This is a genomic window from Pseudarthrobacter sp. rb, from assembly GCF_056389225.1.
Map to the genome: position 1 here is coordinate 68,379 of NZ_JBWJAR010000018.1, position 17,396 is coordinate 85,774.

A 17,396-nucleotide genomic window follows, 5' to 3' on the forward strand; every position below is an offset into this window, starting at 1 on the left:
ACTTACTAACACCTCATGGAGTGCTCCCAAGCACAGTGCCGTGATTGACGGAGGAGTGATAGCTATGGCCGGATTTTTTGAACTCGTGGATGCCCCTGACGGCGGTTACCGGATCAGGATGATGGACGGAAGCGGGAACCTGATGGCCATCTCTGTTACCTTCCCCACAAAGCGGGCCGCTGTGGCAGGCGTTGCGATGGCCCGGGAAATTGCCGGTACGGGCCTGATCCGGGACAAGAGCCTGGACGGCGCCGGGTCCGTCATCCGTGAACGCGTACGGCCCGTCAGTTCTCCCAAGGAGGAAGCGGCCAAACTGAAAAAGGCCCCCGGCGCCCGACGGGCAGCGGTGAGCTGATGGCCGAATCCACCACACCCCCTGGCACCCCCCGCCGGGGGGTCCTGTTTGACGTCGACGGAACGCTGATCGACTCGTCCTACATCCACACCATCGCCTGGTGGGGTGCCTTCCGCCAGTATGGCCACGACGTCCCCATGGCGGCCATCCACCAGCTCGTGGGCATGGGCGGCGCCCGGCTCGTGGACACCCTCCTCCCCGACGGCCGGAACCGGGACGAGGATGAGGACATCATGGCCAGCCATGGCGCACTGTATGCCTCGCACTGGCCCTCGCTCCGCGCCCTTGATGGCGCCAAGGACCTGCTGGGCCAGTGCCATGCCGGAGGCCTGGCTGTGGCCCTGGCTTCCTCGGCGCGGGAACGGGATCTGCAGGTCATGCGCTCCGTGCTGGAGGCAGACGCCTTCATTGACGCCGCCACCAGCGCCAATGACGCGAAGGAGAGCAAGCCTGCGCCGGACATCCTGGAAGCCGCCCTGGAGGCCGTGGGCGTCGAGGCTGCCAACGCTGTTTACGTGGGTGACGCTGTATGGGACATGAAGGCAGCGGGCGCGCTGGGCATTCCCGCCATCGGGCTTACCTGTGGTGGAATCCATGCGGCACAACTCCGGGAAGCGGGCGCCGTTGAGGTCTATGACGGGCCGCGCCACCTGCTGCAGAACCTGGGCTCAAGCGCCATCGGCCGGCTGCTTGCGTTGCAGCCGCACCGCTAGGAAGCCGCCCAGGTTACAGTGGCTGGCCGCCCGGCACGGAATCCTCGTCGCCGGCGATGGAAGGCTTTGTCCACGACACCACCACCTTCACCGAGCCGTCGTCGTCCCGCTCGATGTCCGTGGCCACCTCTGTGGCCGGCGCCCCCATTTCCCGGACGCGCGTCCGGTAGGTGCTGACCAGTTCCGCCAGGCTTTCTTCCGTCCATTCACCCGGACGCATGCGGGTGGAGATCTCGACCGGTTCCGGCTGGTACAGCGACATGGCGTTCCTCTTTCACGTGGTCTTCCGTTTGTCTCTCCCTACGCTATGAGCAGCCGGCGGCGCCCACAAGCTTTTAATCAGCATGCTTACTTTTTTCGCCCAAAACAGATAGCGTCGAAGAAAGGGTGCCCACGGGTGCCCTGCCCCGCCCCGGGAGAACCCCCGGGGCAAAGAAGACGAAAGGGAGACTGTGAAAGCACTGACGTGGCAAGGAAAGCGGTCGGTAAGCGTTGAAGAAGTGCCCGATCCCGTCATCCAGGAGCCCACGGACGCGATCGTCCGGATCACCTCCACCGCGATCTGCGGTTCCGACCTGCACCTCTACGAGGTCCTGGGCCCCTACATGCACAAAGGCGACGTCATTGGCCACGAGCCGATGGGCATCGTGGAGGAAGTAGGCAGTGGCGTTACCAACCTCCGCAAGGGCGACCGCGTGGTGGTTCCGTTCAATATTTCATGCGGCTCCTGCTTCATGTGCCGCCAGGGCCTGCAGTCGCAGTGTGAAACCACGCAGGTGAAAGAGAAGGGATCCGGCGCAGCCCTGTTCGGCTTCTCAGAACTGTATGGGTCGGTCCCCGGCGGCCAGGCCGAATACCTGCGCGTCCCGCACGCCGACTATGGCCCCATCAAGGTGGGCAGCGAGCTCCCCGATGAACGCTACCTGTTCCTCTCGGACATCCTCCCCACCGCCTGGCAGGGGGTGGAGTACGCCAATGTTGAACCCGGCGGCGTCCTGACGGTTTTCGGGCTCGGTCCGGTGGGCCAGTTCGCGGCAAGGATCGGAGCGCACCGTGGTTACCGGGTCATCGGCGTCGATCCCGTTCCGGAACGGCGCGAGATGGCCGCCCGGCATGGAGTCGAAACCCTCGATTACGCCAAGGGCGTCGCCGACGAACTGCGGGAGATGACCGATGGGAGGGGTCCGAACGGCATAGTTGACGCCGTCGGAATGGAAGCCCACGGTTCGCCGGTGGCAGGGTTTGCGCACCAGGCGCTGGGGCTCCTGCCGGACAAGCTGGCGCAAAAGGCGATGGAGACTGCGGGTGTGGACCGGCTCGCGGTGCTGCATACCGCCATTGATGCGGTACGCCGCGGCGGCACCCTGTCGCTGAGCGGTGTCTACGGCGGCCAGGCCAGCCCCATGCCGCTGCTGACCATGTTCGACAAGCAGCTTCAGCTGCGCATGGGTCAATGCAACGTACGGCACTGGACCGACCAGCTGCTTCCCTTGGTGGAGGACGACGCCGACCCGCTGGGCGTGATGGACCTGGTCACCCACCGCTCGGGCCTGGACGGTGCGCCTGCCCTCTACGAGAAGTTCCAGAAGAAGGAAGACGGCTGCATCAAGGTGGTCCTCAACCCGGGCGCCTGACCAACAGCAGTTAAAGCAGAGGCCGTGATGGGTACCATCACGGCCTCTGCTTTTGCCCGAAGGGTGAAGCTCCTAGGTCAGCTTCACCTGGCGGTTCATGTCCTTGTACAGCAGGTAGCGGAATTCACCGGGGCCGCCGGCATAGCAGGCCTGCGGGCAGAAGGCGCGCAGCCACATGAAGTCCCCGGCCTCCACCTCCACCCAGTCGTTGTTCAGCAGGTACATGGCCTTGCCCTCCAGGACGTACAGGCCGTGTTCCATCACGTGGGTTTCCGGGAATGGGATCACGCCGCCGGGCTGGAACGTCACGATGTTCACCTGCATGTCATGGGCGAGGTCGTTCGAGTCCGTGAACCGCGTGGTCTTCCAGACGTCATTGGTGTCCGGCATGGACGTGGGCTCCACGTCCTTTTCGTTGGTGACGAAGGACTTGGCCTCGTACCCTTCAAGGCGTTCGTAGGCCTTGCGGATCCAGTGGAAGGACACGACCTCGTCAGAGACGTTTTCCAGGCCCCATTCCGAACCCGCGGCCAGGTAGGCGTAGCCGCCCTCCTCCAGCGGGTGCAGTTCGCCGTCCAGGGTGAGGTTGACCTTGCCCCGCGTCACGAAAATGACGCCCTCCACTCCGGCCTCGAATTCGGCCTTCGGAGCCCCGCCGCCCGGGCCGATCTCAACGATCAGCTGGGAGAAGGTGGTGGCGAAGCCGGAGATGGGGCGGGCGATGATCCAGGACCGGGTGTTCGAAAAGCCCGGCAGGTTGGACGTGACGATGTCCGTCATCACGCCCTTCGGGATCACCGTGTAGGCCTCGGTGACGATGGCGCGCTCGGTGGTCAGGTGGGTCTGCGGCGGGAGTCCGCCGCTGGGGGAGTAGTACTTGCCCATGAATGGGATCCTTTGCTTACGAGTTGGAAGTGGTGGCCAGCCGCGGATGGGCCAGGGCGGTGAGCCGGGGAAGCCCGACGCCGGCAAGCGCCTGGACTTCCTCCGCACCCACTGCCCCGCACTGGACGCCGCGCAGGACGAATGCGGCCAGGGCCCGGGCGGTGGCGGGTTCGTCCATGACGCCGCCTTCGGTCCGCTCCACATAGTTCCGCAGGCGGGCGGCCGCAGCCGGCAGGCCTTCGCGGTAGAAGGCATAGGTGGCGGCGAAGCGGCTGGGCAGCTGGGCCGGGTGCAGGTCCCAGCCCTGGTAGTAGCCCCGTTCCAGCGACCGCCGGACCAGCCGGCCGTGCAGCTGCCAGGCGTTCTCCACGTTGTCGCCCACCGGGATGATGTTGGTGGACCCGTCGGAGAGCCGGATGCCGGTGCCTGCCACGGCGAGCTGCATGACCTCCTTGGCGAAGTCCGCCACCGGGTGCTCCATGGACTGGTACTCGGCGGAGATCTGGAGTGATGCCGAGTAGTCGTAGGTGCCGTAGTGCAACCCGCTGATCCGCCCGGGCACGGCATGCGGCAGCTGCGCTACCGGAGACGTTCCTTCCGGACCGAGGATCAGCTGCGGTGTTTCCACCTGCACCTCGAAGCGGAGCCGCCCGGCCGGCAGGCCGTGGACGTCCTCGAGCCGGGACACCGCATAGTCCATGGCCTGGACCTGGGCCACTGTGGTGACCTTGGGCAGCGTGAGGACCAGGCCGTCCGGCAGTTCGCCGGCCGCTGCCAGGCCGGACACGAACAGGTCAAGCGTCCGCAGGCCACGGGCCCGGGTGGGAGCCTCGAAGCACTTGAACCGGATGCCGATGAACGGGGGAGCGGACCCCGCCGCCACGGCCTGCGCCACGGCGGACGCCGCGGCAACGGCGGCGGCGTCCTCGGCGTCGTCGCCCCTGTCCCCGAAGCCGTCCTCGAAGTCGAGGCGCAGGTCCTCGATCGGCTCGGTCTGGAGCTTGGCCTGGACGCGGCCCGCCACCGCTTCGGCGAGCCCGGCGTCCTGGCCCAGCAGCCGGCCCAGCTTCCCGAAGCCGCCGTGGGCTTCGGCCGTCGCGATTGCCTGGGCGCCCCAGTCGGCCGCGAGCGACGGTGTGAAACGGTCCGCGGGCACGTACACCGTGTGCACGGGCTGGCGGGTGCCGTCGTCGCCCGGGTAGTTCTGTTCCAGCAGCCGGTCGGTGGCAGCAAGCTGCCCGTCAATGTGCGCGAGGTCCCCCGCGGAGAGCGAGGACTTGGGTGCTGCCATCTCAGCCCACCAGTTCGTACGCAGGCGTGGTGAGGAAGTCGGTGTAATCGTCCGACAGGCAGATGTCAGCGATGAGCTCGCCGGCCGGCTGGTAGTAGCGGCGGAATGCCTCGTCACCGAATTCGGTGCGGAGCCGCTCCGTTTCCTCGCCGAGGATCCGCTCCACCAGTTCTCTGGTCACGGTGTTCCCCGTGTCCGCAAGGATGGACTTGTTCCGGATTTGCTGCCACACCTGCGAGCGGGAAATCTCGGCCGTGGCGGCGTCCTCCATCAGGTTGTGGATGGCCACGGCGCCATTCCCGGACAGCCAGACGGCCGTGTAGGCAACGGCAACGTAGAGGTTCAGGCGCAGGCCGGCTTCGGTGACCTGGCCGCCGGCGGACTGGACGTCCAGCAGTTGCTCCGCGGTAACCGAAACCTCCGGCCGCTGCTTGTCCACCTGGTTGGGCTTGTCGCCGAGCACGGAGTCGAAGACTTCCCGGCACGTGGGCACCAGGTCCGGGTGGGCAACCCAGGAGCCGTCAAAGCCGTCATTTGCCTCGCGGGTCTTGTCCGCGCGGACCTTCTCGAAGGCGGCCTCGGTGACTTCTGGGTGGCGCCGGTTGGGGATGACCGCGGCCATGCCGCCCATGGCGAAGGCGCCGCGCCGGTGGCAGGTCTTGACCAGGAGTTCGGTGTAGGCGCGCATGAACGGGGCGGTCATCGCCACGGACGCGCGGTCCGGCAGGACGAATTCCTCACCGGCGTCACGGAAGTACTTGATGATGCTGAACAGGTAGTCCCAGCGTCCGGCATTGAGGCCGGAGGCGTGGTCCCGCAGTTCATACAGGATCTCGTCCATCTCGAACGCGGCCGGGATGGTCTCGATCAGCACCGTGGCGCGGATGGTGCCCTGGTTCAGGCCCAGGAAGTCCTGGGCGAAGACGAACACGTCGTTCCACAGCCGCGCTTCGAGGTGGCTTTCCATCTTGGGCAGGTAGTAGTACGGGCCCTGTCCGTTGAGGACCAGCTGTTTGGCGATGTGGAAGAAGTGCAGCCCGAAGTCCACCAGGGCACCAACCGCGGGCTCACCGTTGACCAGCAGGTGCTTCTCCTGCATGTGCCAGCCGCGAGGGCGGGCCACCACGACGGCGAGCGGCGCGTCGGTGCGGAGCCGGTACTCCTTGCCCTCCTCCGAGGTGTAGCTGAGCGTGCCCTGGGCGGCGTCGCGGAGGTTCAGGATGGCGTCGATGACGTTGGCCCAGGTGGGTGTGCTGGCGTCCTCGAGGTCCGCCAGCCACACCTTCGCGCCGGAGTTCAGGGCGTTGATGGCCATCTTCGCCGGCGAGGCGGGTCCGGTCATCTCCACCCGGCGGTCCTGCAAAGCTGCCGGTGCGGGCGCAACCTTCCAGTTGCCGTCGCGCACGTCCTTGGTCTCCGGCAGGAAGTCGAGCTTGCCCGTTTCCGCCACCCGCTGCCGCTTGACGGCGCGGGCCGCCAGGAGCTCGTTGCGGGTGCCGGCGAACCGGTTGTGGAGCTCCTCCACGAAGGCCAGTGCCTTGGGCGTGAGGATCTCCTCTGCGCGGTTGATCGGCCGGGGATCTGTGACGGTGATGGCCATTTCTGGTCCTTTCCTTTGGCTGGAAGTCGGGCGGTCAGGCGGAGGCCAGTGCTGGCTCCGCGGCGGAATCGGCCGGTTCGGCAGCCGTTGCCACGTTTGAGGCGTGTGCCGCGGCGGCGACGGCTGCCGCGACATCGGCGGTCACGTGCGGATCGAAGATGCTGGGGATGATGTAGCTCGCATTGAGCTCATTATCATTCACCCGGTTGGCGATTGCTTCCGCCGCGGCCACCAGCATGTCCGGGGTGATGTCGCTTGCTCCCACGTCGAGGAGCCCGCGGAAGAGGCCGGGGAAGGCCAGGACGTTGTTGATCTGGTTGGGGAAGTCGCTGCGGCCGGTGGCCACCACTGCGGCGTGCCGGGATGCGACGGCCGGATCCACCTCGGGGGTGGGGTTGGCCATGGCGAAGACGATGGCATCCTTCGCCATGGAGGCGATGTGCTCCTCTTCCAGGATGTTCGGGGCGGAGACGCCGATGAAGACATCAGCGCCCACCAGGGCCTCGTGCAGGCTGCCGGAGAAGCCTTCCTGGTTGGTGTTTTCCGCAATCCAGGTGCGGTGCGGATCGTTATACGCCTCACCCTTGTGGATGGCACCGGAGCGGCCCGCGGCCACAATGTGCCGGGCGCCCTGGGCCTTCAGCAGCTGGATGATGGCGGAGCCGGCAGCGCCGACCCCGGAAACTACGATCTTCACGTCCGCGATCTTCTTGTCCACCACGCGCAGGGCATTGACCAGGGCAGCGAGGGTCACGATTGCCGTGCCGTGCTGGTCGTCGTGGAAGACCGGAATGTCCAGTTCCTCGCGCAGGCGCGCCTCGATCTCGAAGCAGCGGGGCGCAGCGATGTCCTCCAGGTTCACGCCCCCGAAGACCGGTGCCAGGAGCTTGACGGTGCGGATGATTTCCTCCGTGTCCTGGGTATCAAGGCACACGGGCCACGCGTCGACGTTGGCGAACTGCTTGAACAGGGCGGCCTTGCCCTCCATGACCGGAAGGGCCGCGGCGGGACCGATGTTGCCCAGGCCCAGCACTGCCGATCCGTCGGTGACCACGGCCACGGTGTTGCGCTTGACGGTCAGGTTGCGGGCGGCGGCGGGGTCCTCGGCGATGGCCAGGCAGACGCGGGCGACGCCGGGAGTGTAGGCGCGGGAGAGATCGTCGCGGTTGCGCAGGGGGACCTTGGGGACCACCTCGAGCTTGCCGCCCAGGTGCATCAGGAAGGTGCGGTCCGAGACGTGCTGGACCGTGACGCCGTCGAGCGCATTGAGGGAGTCCTTGACGCGGGCGGCGTGGGCGTCGTCGGTGGTGTTGCAGGTGACGTCAACCACCAGGGTCTCGTGGTGGGACTCGGTGACGTCCAGTGCGGTGATTGCGGCGCCGGCAGCTCCGACGGCGGCTGCGAGCTCGCTGGTGGCGCTGAAGCTTGAGGGTGCTTCCACGCGCAGGGTGATCGAATTTCCGGGGCTGGGGTTCGCCATTGAATGTCCTCCTGATTGGGCCTGGGCCGGCTTCTGCTCTAATCCGAATGTTTTCGTATTATGGATATTATTATCTACTTTATGGAAATACAACCCCTTCGAATGCGACTGTCCGCCCGCATCGCCGCGGGGGCGGCCGTGCTGTATCTTGGGTGTTCTAAGCAACTCTTTTCACGATGCGGATAAGAGTTGTCGGATTCCGAGCCACAGGAGACAACGGAATGGCAGAAAAAGCGTCCGGTGGGGTGCAGTCGGTAGAGCGCGTCTTCGAACTGCTGGAGCTCATCACTGATGCCGGCGGCGACGTCACCCTCAGTGAGCTCTCGTCTTCCACCGACCTGCCGCTGCCCACCATCCACCGCCTGCTCCGCACCCTGGTGTCGCTGGGCTACATCCGCCAGCTGCCCAACCGGCGCTACGCGCTGGGCCCCCGCCTCATCCGTTTGGGCGAGGGTGCCAACAAGCAGCTCGGTGCCCTGGCGCAGCCCCAGCTGAAGATCCTGGTGGACCGGCTGGGGGAGACCTCCAATATGGCCGTTCTGGATTCCGACATGGTCATCTACGTGGCGCAGGTTCCTTCGCTGCACTCCATGCGCATGTTCACCGAGGTGGGCCGGCGCGCCCACACCCACGCCACCGGCGTGGGCAAGGCCATCCTGGCCCAGCTCGACGACGACACCGTGCGGGGCATTGTTGCCCGCGCCGGCATGCCCACCCCCACCGCCAAGAGCATCGGCGACATTGAAGAGCTCCTGGCCGATCTCAAGCTCATCCGCGAGCGTGGCTACTCCATTGACGAGGAGGAGCAGGAGCTCGGTGTCCGTTGCTTCGCCATGGCGGTCCCGAATGCCCCCACGCCCACCGCGATCTCGGTCTCCGGCCCTGTATCCCGGGTGGACGAGGACTTCGCGGACAAGGCCGTGCCCATCCTCCGGGAAGCGGCCGAGGCCATCTCCCGCGAGCTTAACCGCACCTGAGGCGCCACAGACAAAAGTAACCACGACGGCGGCCCGCACCTTTCGAGAAGAGTGCGGGCCGCCGTCGTCCGTTCCGGTGCGTCAGTGCTCTGATGCCTTCTCGGCTGACTGGATGGGCACTTCCTTGCCATCGCAGTCGATGAGCTTGCCGTTTTCGAAACGGTCGCCATGCTCAAGGCACGTCAGGTCCTCTTCCCGGATGACCCTGCCGGTGCCCGCAGCAAAGACGGACTGGTACTCCGAGTTCCCGGCCTTGAGGTGGTTGAACAGGAGGTTCAGCAGGATGGCCATGACTGCGGCTGAGCTGATCCCGGAGTGGAAGATGGTGCTGAACCAGGACGGAAACTTGTCGTAGAAGGTGGGCGCTGCGATCGGAATCATGCCGAAACCGATGGACGCGGCCACGATGATGAGATTCATGTTGTTCTTGTACTCGACCTTGGCCAAGGTCCGGATGCCGCTGGCGGCAACGGTACCGAACAGCACGATGCCGGCACCGCCGAGAACCGCCGTGGGGACTGCTGCGACGACGCGGCCCATGACCGGCAGCAGGCCCAGCAGGACCAGGATCACGCCACCGGCCGCCACGACGTAACGGCTCTTGATCTTGGTGACTGCCACCAGGCCCACGTTCTGGGCAAATGCACTCTGGGTGAAGGAACCAAAGATCGGTGCGATGAGGCTCGAGCCCATATCTGCACGCAGGCCGGCTGCGATCCGCTTGGAATCAGTGCGGGTGCCGACGATTTCGCCTACGGCCAGGATGTCCGCCATGGTTTCGGTGAGGATCACCAGAACCACAATCAGCATGGAAATGATGGCGGCGATCTCAAATGTGGGGGCACCGAGGTGGAAGGGGGTGGGGAACGCAACGATCGGGCCGTTGCCCACCTTCGAGAAGTCGGCCATCCCGGTAACCACGGCGATCCCCGTCCCGACAATCATGGCCAGGAGGATGGAAAGCCGGGAGATTGTGGCGCTGCCAACCTTGCTTAGCAGCAGCACCAGTGCGAGGGTAACTGCGGCGAGACCGATGTTGGCTACGCTCCCGTAGTCCTCAGCCTTCTTGTTACCGCCCATGGCCCAGTTTGCCGCGACCGGCATCAAGGTCAGGCCGATGGTGGTGATGACGGTACCGGTAACCACCGGTGGGAAGAACCTGACGATCTTGGAGAAGACAGGGGCGATGATCAGGCCGATGGCGGCCGAGACCATCACCGCACCAAAGACTGACGGCAGGCCTCCACCGCCGCTGACGATTGCCACCATGGTGGCCACGCTGGCAAAGGAAACACCCTGTACCAAGGGCAGCTGAGAGCCGAAGAACGGAATGCCGATGGTCTGCAGGAGGGTGGCAAGTCCACCCATGAAGAGGGCCGCGGCAATGAGGACACCGATGTCGGCAGATGAGAGGCCTGCGGCCTGCCCGACGATGAGTGGTACGGCAATGATGCCGCCGTACATGGTCAGGACGTGCTGGAAGCCGTAGGCAAAACTGCTTCCGATTGAGAGCCGCTCATCTTCGGGGCGGCTGAGAGTCGTGCGCTTGCTGCGTTGCTTAGCGCCGGCTTTGAGGGGGTTCTTGATGTTCATGGCAGACTTTCTGGTTCATGGCAGACGTCCTCGTCTGGCTAACGTTGTCTGGCTAACAGGTAAGGCTGTGGGTGGTACTGGAGTGGTTTCGACGGGCTCAACCACTGGTGGTTGAGCCCGTCTGGCCGGGGCGTTTAGCAGAAGCCGGCGATACCGGTCCAGGCATTTTCGGCCGGAACGGCATCCTCGCGCAGGACCGTAGCCTCGATCAGGCCGTAGGGGCGGTCGGCTGCGAAGAACACTTCGTTGGGGTTGTCGAGGCCGAATGGCGAGAGGTCCACCAGGAAGTGGTGCTTGTTGGGCATGGAGAACTTGATCTCGTCGATCTCCGGGTGTGCTTCCAGAACCTTGGCGCCCATGTCGAACAGGGTCTGCTGCAGGGCGTGGGAGTACTTCTCGGTGAAGCCTTCAAGCAGGAGGCTCTTGACGTCGTCGTAGTTCTTGTTGAAATCGAAGCCTGAGAAGTCCGTGCCGGCCTTGAAGCGCCAGCGTGCGGAGACATCAGTTGCCAGGATGCGGTCGGTGGTTTCCGCCAGGGTGGTGTACTTGTCCTTGGGGTACCCGACAAAGCCGGACTGGGTGGACTTCAGGACCGTGAGGTCCTTCAGGCCCGAGATAAGGTGTTCGGCGTCACCGTCGCGGACCAGGACGGCGGTTCGGACTTCCTGGCCGTTGCGCACGAAGGAGTGGTCATGCTCGCTGCCGTGGGCCTGGATCCGGTCCCAGGCATAGGACTCGGCGGCCCAGCGTCCGCCGTCGACCCAGCTGAAGTTTGACGTAAAGTGCTCGCCGAGGCGAAGCAGGAAGGCTTCAGGAGAACCGATGCCTTCCCGTGCGAAGGCATAGACAGTGTTCTTCTGGGTATCGGTGGGCACGACGTGCCCGTTGTCGCCTTCGAGGTGCGCAGCCTCAAAGTCGCCCCGCAGCTGCGAGGTGACATTGAGGTCTTCGATCTGGTGGCGGTCGCTGTCCCGGGTAATCTTGACAACCCGTACCTCGGCCTTGCCGAACTGGTTGCTGCCGAGGATGATCTTGCTGCTCATGGTCTTTTCCCAACTTCCGGTAAGTGGAACCTAGGTTCCATCACTGAAATTAAGCGCGCGTTTCATGCGCGTTTCCGATGGAGCCGACCCAACAAAAAAGAGCCGGCATCCGTTGATGCCAGCTCATTACGACCCTGCCTGCTGCTCCCAGGTTACGTGACCTGCGCCACGAGTTGCATACCAGCGTACCCCCGCAATCCGGTGGTGTACATCACAGATTCAAAATTCCGTTTGTGACCGTCCGGGCGCTGTGGGTGTGGGGCGGACCTCTTGACCGTCTACCAGTGCCCGCATACTCTTTTCACATAGCAGAAATTGCTTTCCATAATATGAAAAAAGGAGGTTCCGATGTACCAGCAAGACAACCATCCTGTTCCGGCAGCACCGTCCGCAGGGGCCGGTGCGCAGGAGTTCTACCTCCCCCTCGGCGGAGGAATTGATCCTGATCTGTACGTGCCGGAGGAGCGCGTGCACAAGCCCGGCCGCTTCTCACGCTGGATCTCGACCCTCCCGGGCTTCGGCCGGCGCTGACGCCAGCGACGCGCCCGAGACCTCACGACGCGCGCGTTCCTGGGCGCGACCAAATCTGGATAACACAGGGGGTTGTGTGCGTCGTGGCTGACCTTGCCGGTCGAGCACGTCAGGTGCCGGGCCGCCCCGGCCACTGCTTGCCGGCCCAGGGGTCGTAGTCTGCGATGAGCTCCTCCTGTGCCGGCCGTTCGCCGTCAGGAACGTGCTGCAGGTTCACCCGCACCCGGTACCAGAGCGAGCTGGACCCGCGCATCCCGTCGACCAGGATGTCGGCGGGCTGCAGGGATTTGACGACGGCGGCGTGCCGGGACTTCCATTCGTCGAGCGCAGCCAGCGCTTCCGGCTTGGTTCTGGTCCGGGCCACTTCAATGAGCGGCATTAGCGACTGGCGGCGGCCGGACCCGTTGCCGCTGCGTGGAGCCTTCTCCGCCGGACCCAGTTCCTTCGCCAGGGCCAGCAATCCGTCCAACGATCCGGCCGCCCCGTCAATGCCGGAGTGCGGGTCGCCGGTCTCTGCGTACCGCTTCAGCATCGTGGGAACAGTGAATTGTCCAGGCCGGGCCGTGCGCATCTCCTCCCACGTGAGCGGCGCTGAAACGCGGGCATCCGGCAGTGGCCTGACTGAGTAGGCGGATGCGACCGTACGGTCCTTGGCATTCTGGTTAAAGTCCACGAAGACGCTCTCGCCGCGCTCCTCCTTCCACCATCGTGCCGTGGCAAGGCCGGGAGCCCGGTTCTCCACTTCCCGTGCCAGGGTTTCGGCAGCCAACCGGACATCGGAGTAGGACCACTGCGGGGCAATGCGGACCAGGATGTGAAGTCCCCGCGACCCGCTGGTCTTGGGCCATCCCACCAGGCCCACGTCATCCAGCACCTCCTGTGCCACGTACGCCGTATCCACGATCTGCGACCAGTCCACGCCCGGCATGGGGTCAAGGTCCACCCGCAGTTCGTCCGGGTGTTCCAGGTCCCCTGCCCGCACGGGATGCGGGTTCAGGTCCAGGCAGCCAAGATTGATGACCCACGCCAGGCCCGCGGCATCCCTGATCACGGCTTCCTCGGCCGAGGTCCCGGACGCGTAATGCAGGGTGGCGGTATCGATAAAGGGGGGGTGGTTTTCCGGCACGCGTTTTTGGAAGAACGGCTCGGCGTCAATGCCTTTCGGGAACCTCTTGAGCACCATGGGCCGGCCGCCCGCGCCCCGCAGTGCGCCATCCGCCACCGCAAGGTAATAGCGCACCAGGTCGAGCTTGGTCAGCCCCGGCTCCGGGAATACCACCTTGTCCGGACTGGAGATGCGGACTTCGATTCCATCGATGTCGAGAACCTCGGGCGGCGTCTTTGACGGGGTCATGCCGCCACGGTAGCAGCGGCCCGGACCGCTGTCAGCCGTTCACCGGCCCCCGTTGACCAGGCGGTGTGCCACAGCTGAGTGCTCCGCGATGAGCCCCGCGATGTCCAGTCCCGGGATCTGGCCGTCCACCACCCGCCACTTCCCGCCAACCATCACCCGGTCGGCCCTGTCGGCGGCGCAGAGAAGGAGGGCGGCGATGGGGTCGTGGCTGCCGGAGAAGCGCAGGTCATCCAGCGTGAACAGCGCCAGGTCGGCCTGCATCCCGGGGGCCAGCTGGCCCAGTCCCCGCCGGCCCAGCACGGCAGCCGAGCCGCGGGTGGCCCAGCCCAGCGCCCGCTCCACCGGAACGTCGGCCCCGTAGCGCAGCCGCTGCAGGTAGAGCGCCTGCCGTGCTTCCAGGATCATGTTGGAGGCATCGTTCGACGCCGAACCGTCCACGCCGAGCCCCACCGGCACCCCGGCGTCCTCCAGCTCCAGGACCCGGGCTGTTCCGGAGGCAAGCCTCATGTTGGAGGTGGGGCAGTGGGCCACAGCGGTTCCGGCTGCACCGAGCCGCGTTATCCCGGAGTCGCTGAAGTGGATGCCGTGCCCCAGCCAGGTGCGGTCCGTCAGCCAGCCCACGCTGTCCAGGTAGTCCACCGTCCGCAACCCGAACATTTCCCGGCAGAAGTCCTCCTCGTCAAGGGTCTCTGCCAGGTGCGTGTGCAGCCGGACGTCCAGCCGTGCAGCCAGGGCAGCGCTTTCGGCCATGATTTCCTTCGTCACTGAGAACGGGGAGCACGGGGCCAGGGCGACCTGGATTACGGCGTCGTCGCCGCGCTCGTGGTACGTGGAAACCAGGCGCTCGCTGTCTGCCAGCACCACCTCCGGAGCCTGGACGGTGGACTGTGGCGGCAGGCCGCCGTCGTCCGTTCCAAGGGTCATGGAGCCGCGGGTCAGTGTGGCCCGCATGCCCAGCCGGCGCACTGCTTCCACCTCGATGTCAATGGCATCCTCGAGCCCTGCCGGGAAGAGGTAGTGGTGGTCCGCGGCAGTGGTGCAGCCCGAAAGCAACAGCTCGGCCAGGGCGACCGTTGCGGCCAGCTCCAGGTCCTTGGCGGTGAGCCGCGCCCACACGGGATAGAGATTCTTCAGCCAGGGAAACAGAGGGGCATTTGCCACCGGACCCCAGGCGCGGGTCAGGGTTTGGTAGAAGTGGTGGTGGGTGTTGATCAGGCCCGGGAGCAGCACGTGGCTGCCGGCGTCGAACGTTTCGGTGCAGGGTGCGGACGGCTGCTGCCCGGCGGCCAGGACCTCTGTGATGACACCGCCGCTGACCACCACGCCGCCGGAGGCGTCGAGGGAGTTGGCGGTAAACGCGGCCAGCGGATTCCTGATCCAGAGCCGGTTGGTGGGGGCAGGGGAGGAAGTGGTCATGGGCTGTCCTTGTCTGAGCGAATGCGGTGCAGTAAATCCAGCTCAGTGAGGCCCTGTCTGCTGATCCAGGTTCCCGCGCCGCCAGGCGGCGCGGGTGCGACCAGAGTAGGGAAACGGCCCTGCCTGCGTCAATGCCACTCTTTGTGACCGGGGACCGGGTTGGGCCGTGAAGAGCGCGAAACATAGATTTCACATCGCGAAATTAAATTTCCAGAAAACTATGGCGTAGCCCACAAAGCGGTGCTAATCTCGATTCTGCCAAAGGCGGGCGCCCGAACCCGGGAAGCTATCTACCAGGCGCAACTTAACCTTCACAGCACATGCTGAAGCCTGGTAACCGTTCGCACCTGGTTCTACTGGTCCTGCGCGGCAACAGGCTTCCCGGCAAAAGGAAGTCGCATCATGAGTACCACCGTCACGGCCGAACAGTTTTTGGCCCGCTCCATCCGGCTGGCAACGGCCAACGTCCTCAACAGCGGAGGCCCGTTCGGCGCCATGATCGTCACGGCGGACGGCAAGACGTTCGACGGCGTCAACCGCGTCACTGCAGACAACGATCCCACCGCCCACGCTGAAGTCACCGCCATCCGCACCGCCTGCCGCGAGCTGGGGACCTTCGACCTCAGCGGCGCCACCCTCTACACCAGCTGCGAGCCGTGCCCCATGTGCCTGGCCTCCGCACTCTGGGCACGGGTCAGCCGCGTTGTCTACGCGGCGGACCGCCACGACGCCGCCTCGGTCGGCTTCGACGACGCAGTGTTCTACGAATACTTCGACAACCAGGACAGGGATTCCCTGATGCCGGTTTCCAAGCTGGAGCTGGGCGATCCCCAGGCCCCGGCCCCGCTGGAGCCGTTCAACACCTGGAACACGCTCGAAACCAGGATTGACTACTAGGGCCGGGTGGCTGACATGACAATCCTGGACAATTCCGCTGAAAAGCAGGCTGCGCTGCTCCCCAACGGGAGCAACAGCGCAGAGCCCGCAGCGGCACGCGAAACGCAAAAGGCAACCGGGCGGACGCGGCTGGGAAGCACCCCGCCGGCGCCGGACTCCCTCCTGGACCGGTTCTTCCACATCACGCAGCGCGGCTCCACCCTTGCCCGCGAATTCCGCGGCGGCCTGGTCACCTTCTTCACCATGGCCTACATCGTCATCCTCAACCCCCTCATCCTGGGCGGGTTCAGCGCGGACAACGCCCCCACCGACGTCGCCGGCGGCTGGCTCTCCGCCGCGCAGGTGGGCGCCGTCACCGGGCTCACCGCCGGCGTCATGACCATCCTCTTCGGGCTTATCGCCAACCTGCCGTTCGGGCTCGCCGCCGGACTGGGCATCAACTCCTTCCTGGCCGTCTCCGTGATCCAGGAAGTCACCTGGCCCGAGGCCATGGGCCTGGTGGTGATCAACGGCATCCTGATCGTCCTCTTCGGCGTCACCGGCGCCCGGACCGCCATCTTCCGGGCCGTGCCCAAGGAACTGAAGGCCGCCATCACCGTCGGCATCGGCCTGTTCATCGCCTTCATCGGCTTCGTTGACTCCGGCTTCGTCCGGCCCACCACGGGCGGCCCGCCCGTCCAGCTGGGCGACGGCGGCTCCATCACCTCCGTGCCCACGCTCGTGTTCGTCGTCGGCCTCCTTGCCATGGGCATCCTCGTGGCACGCAAGGTCCAGGGCGGACTCCTGATCGGGATCGTCGGCACCACCGTGCTGGCCGCCGTCGTGGAAGCAGTCATGAAACTGGGCCCTGCCAGCGCCACCAACCCCGGCGGCTGGCACCTGAACACCCCGGTCCTGTCCGGCCAGCTGGTGTCCGCCCCGGACCTTGGCCTGGTGGGCCACTTCGACCTCTTCGGCTCTTTCGCCAGGATCGGCGGACTCGCAGCCACCATGCTGGTGTTCACGCTCGTGTTCACCAACTTCTTCGACGCCATGGGCACCATGACCGGCCTGGCCAAGAGCGCCGGCGTCGCCCACAAGGACGGCACCTTCCCGCGGCTGAAGTCCGCCTTCATCGTCGAAGGCTTCGGCGCCGTGGCGGGCGGGGCCACCTCCGGTTCCTCCAACACCGTCTACATCGACTCGGCAGCCGGCATCGGCGAAGGTGCCCGCACCGGCCTGGCCTCGGTGGTCACCGGCGTCCTGTTCCTCGGCTCGATGTTCCTCACCCCGCTCACCAGCGTGGTGCCGCTCGAGGTGGCCGCCGCCGCCCTGGTGGTGGTGGGAGCGATGATGATGGCGCAGATCCGGGAGATCAAGTTCACCAAGTTCACGGTGGCCCTGCCTGCCTTCCTCACCATCGTGACCATGCCGCTGAGCTACTCGATCGCCAACGGCATCGGCGTGGGCTTCGTGAGCTGGGCCGTGATCGGTGCGGCGTCCGGCAAGGCCAAGAAGATCCATCCGCTGATGTGGGTGGTGAGCGCCGGGTTCCTGGTGTACTTCGCCCGCGGGCCGATCAACGCACTGCTGGGCGGCTAAGTAGTGCCCTTTCCTTCCGGGGGCCGTGCCAACCCTTGGCCCGGCC

General features: G+C 65.6%; 16 protein-coding genes. 7 read left to right on the plus strand and 9 right to left on the minus strand.

From position 1 onward, the window contains the following. Positions 1–64 precede the first annotated feature (64 nt). Together ACWRN3_RS19100 and ACWRN3_RS19105 are read left to right on the plus strand one after the other, a co-directional pair. Positions 65–355 (plus strand): hypothetical protein, encoded by a 291-nt coding sequence (locus tag ACWRN3_RS19100; RefSeq protein WP_324643150.1) that lies wholly within the window; start codon positions 65–67, stop codon positions 353–355. After that, a complete protein-coding gene (locus ACWRN3_RS19105) occupies positions 355–1,068 on the plus strand; it encodes an HAD family hydrolase (RefSeq protein ID WP_476741624.1) in 714 nt (237 codons plus the stop codon). The genes ACWRN3_RS19100 and ACWRN3_RS19105 overlap by 1 nt, the downstream gene beginning before the upstream one ends. 13 nt (positions 1,069–1,081) lie before the next feature. Here ACWRN3_RS19105 and ACWRN3_RS19110 read toward each other — a convergent pair whose 3' ends face one another. After that, positions 1,082–1,330 carry a hypothetical protein gene (locus tag ACWRN3_RS19110; RefSeq protein ID WP_476741625.1) on the minus strand — a complete coding sequence of 83 codons (249 nt, stop codon included), beginning with the start codon at positions 1,328–1,330 and terminating at the stop codon, positions 1,082–1,084. Between the two features lie 190 nt (positions 1,331–1,520). On the opposite strand from ACWRN3_RS19110, the gene ACWRN3_RS19115 reads away from it, so the two are divergent. After that, a complete protein-coding gene (locus ACWRN3_RS19115) occupies positions 1,521–2,702 on the plus strand; it encodes a zinc-dependent alcohol dehydrogenase (RefSeq protein WP_255173297.1) in 1,182 nt (393 codons plus the stop codon). A gap of 72 nt (positions 2,703–2,774) precedes the next feature. On the opposite strand, the gene ACWRN3_RS19120 is transcribed toward ACWRN3_RS19115, so the two are convergent. The 4 genes from ACWRN3_RS19120 to ACWRN3_RS19135 are packed head-to-tail and all read right to left on the minus strand — an operon-like array spanning position 2,775 to position 7,958. Continuing rightward, positions 2,775–3,587, minus strand: coding sequence for a bifunctional allantoicase/(S)-ureidoglycine aminohydrolase (locus ACWRN3_RS19120; protein WP_159630628.1), 813 nt, complete (start codon positions 3,585–3,587; stop codon positions 2,775–2,777). 16 nt (positions 3,588–3,603) lie between these two features. Beyond that, complete coding sequence (locus ACWRN3_RS19125) at positions 3,604–4,878, minus strand: DUF6986 family protein (protein ID WP_476741626.1); 1,275 nt, start codon at positions 4,876–4,878, stop codon at positions 3,604–3,606. 1 nt (position 4,879) lies between these two features. Further along, positions 4,880–6,478, minus strand: a complete 1,599-nt coding sequence (aceB, locus tag ACWRN3_RS19130) for a malate synthase A (protein ID WP_476741627.1) — start codon at positions 6,476–6,478, stop codon at positions 4,880–4,882. 34 nt (positions 6,479–6,512) lie between these two features. Then, positions 6,513–7,958: an NAD-dependent malic enzyme gene (locus ACWRN3_RS19135; RefSeq protein WP_476741628.1), complete on the minus strand. Its 1,446-nt coding sequence runs from the start codon at positions 7,956–7,958 to the stop codon at positions 6,513–6,515. 221 nt (positions 7,959–8,179) lie between these two features. On the opposite strand from ACWRN3_RS19135, the gene ACWRN3_RS19140 reads away from it, so the two are divergent. After that, complete coding sequence (locus ACWRN3_RS19140) at positions 8,180–8,935, plus strand: IclR family transcriptional regulator (protein WP_255173293.1); 756 nt, start codon at positions 8,180–8,182, stop codon at positions 8,933–8,935. 81 nt (positions 8,936–9,016) lie between these two features. On the opposite strand, the gene ACWRN3_RS19145 is transcribed toward ACWRN3_RS19140, so the two are convergent. Further along, on the minus strand, positions 9,017–10,528 hold the full coding sequence (locus ACWRN3_RS19145) for a nucleobase:cation symporter-2 family protein (protein ID WP_324643144.1): 1,512 nt from the start codon (positions 10,526–10,528) through the stop codon (positions 9,017–9,019). Between the two features lie 134 nt (positions 10,529–10,662). Continuing rightward, complete coding sequence (gene pucL / locus ACWRN3_RS19150) at positions 10,663–11,571, minus strand: factor-independent urate hydroxylase (RefSeq protein ID WP_255173291.1); 909 nt, start codon at positions 11,569–11,571, stop codon at positions 10,663–10,665. 348 nt (positions 11,572–11,919) lie between these two features. On the opposite strand from pucL, the gene ACWRN3_RS19155 reads away from it, so the two are divergent. After that, positions 11,920–12,102, plus strand: a complete 183-nt coding sequence (locus tag ACWRN3_RS19155; RefSeq protein ID WP_476741629.1) for a hypothetical protein — start codon at positions 11,920–11,922, stop codon at positions 12,100–12,102. 109 nt (positions 12,103–12,211) lie between these two features. On the opposite strand, the gene ligD is transcribed toward ACWRN3_RS19155, so the two are convergent. Next, complete coding sequence (ligD, locus tag ACWRN3_RS19160) at positions 12,212–13,456, minus strand: non-homologous end-joining DNA ligase (protein WP_324643141.1); 1,245 nt, start codon at positions 13,454–13,456, stop codon at positions 12,212–12,214. Between the two features lie 39 nt (positions 13,457–13,495). After that, positions 13,496–14,872 (minus strand): 8-oxoguanine deaminase, encoded by a 1,377-nt coding sequence (locus ACWRN3_RS19165; RefSeq protein ID WP_476741630.1) that lies wholly within the window; start codon positions 14,870–14,872, stop codon positions 13,496–13,498. 402 nt (positions 14,873–15,274) lie between these two features. Between ACWRN3_RS19165 and ACWRN3_RS19170 the strand changes: the two genes are divergently transcribed. Together ACWRN3_RS19170 and ACWRN3_RS19175 are read left to right on the plus strand one after the other, a co-directional pair. Next, complete coding sequence (locus ACWRN3_RS19170) at positions 15,275–15,769, plus strand: nucleoside deaminase (RefSeq protein WP_275182243.1); 495 nt, start codon at positions 15,275–15,277, stop codon at positions 15,767–15,769. A gap of 6 nt (positions 15,770–15,775) precedes the next feature. After that, on the plus strand, positions 15,776–17,350 hold the full coding sequence (locus ACWRN3_RS19175; protein ID WP_476741631.1) for an NCS2 family permease: 1,575 nt from the start codon (positions 15,776–15,778) through the stop codon (positions 17,348–17,350). Positions 17,351–17,396 lie beyond the last annotated feature (46 nt).

Coding starts and splice junctions, on each gene's coding strand:
- ACWRN3_RS19100 (WP_324643150.1), top strand. CDS start 65: ATGGCCGGATTTTTTGAACTCGTGGATGCCCCTGACGGCGGTTACCGG.
- ACWRN3_RS19105 (WP_476741624.1), top strand. CDS start 355: ATGGCCGAATCCACCACACCCCCTGGCACCCCCCGCCGGGGGGTCCTG.
- ACWRN3_RS19110 (WP_476741625.1), bottom strand. CDS start 1,330: ATGTCGCTGTACCAGCCGGAACCGGTCGAGATCTCCACCCGCATGCGT.
- ACWRN3_RS19120 (WP_159630628.1), bottom strand. CDS start 3,587: ATGGGCAAGTACTACTCCCCCAGCGGCGGACTCCCGCCGCAGACCCAC.
- ACWRN3_RS19125 (WP_476741626.1), bottom strand. CDS start 4,878: ATGGCAGCACCCAAGTCCTCGCTCTCCGCGGGGGACCTCGCGCACATT.
- aceB (WP_476741627.1), bottom strand. CDS start 6,478: ATGGCCATCACCGTCACAGATCCCCGGCCGATCAACCGCGCAGAGGAG.
- ACWRN3_RS19135 (WP_476741628.1), bottom strand. CDS start 7,958: ATGGCGAACCCCAGCCCCGGAAATTCGATCACCCTGCGCGTGGAAGCA.
- ACWRN3_RS19140 (WP_255173293.1), top strand. CDS start 8,180: ATGGCAGAAAAAGCGTCCGGTGGGGTGCAGTCGGTAGAGCGCGTCTTC.
- ACWRN3_RS19145 (WP_324643144.1), bottom strand. CDS start 10,528: ATGAACATCAAGAACCCCCTCAAAGCCGGCGCTAAGCAACGCAGCAAG.
- pucL (WP_255173291.1), bottom strand. CDS start 11,571: ATGAGCAGCAAGATCATCCTCGGCAGCAACCAGTTCGGCAAGGCCGAG.
- ACWRN3_RS19155 (WP_476741629.1), top strand. CDS start 11,920: ATGTACCAGCAAGACAACCATCCTGTTCCGGCAGCACCGTCCGCAGGG.
- ligD (WP_324643141.1), bottom strand. CDS start 13,456: ATGACCCCGTCAAAGACGCCGCCCGAGGTTCTCGACATCGATGGAATC.
- ACWRN3_RS19165 (WP_476741630.1), bottom strand. CDS start 14,872: ATGACCACTTCCTCCCCTGCCCCCACCAACCGGCTCTGGATCAGGAAT.
- ACWRN3_RS19170 (WP_275182243.1), top strand. CDS start 15,275: ATGAGTACCACCGTCACGGCCGAACAGTTTTTGGCCCGCTCCATCCGG.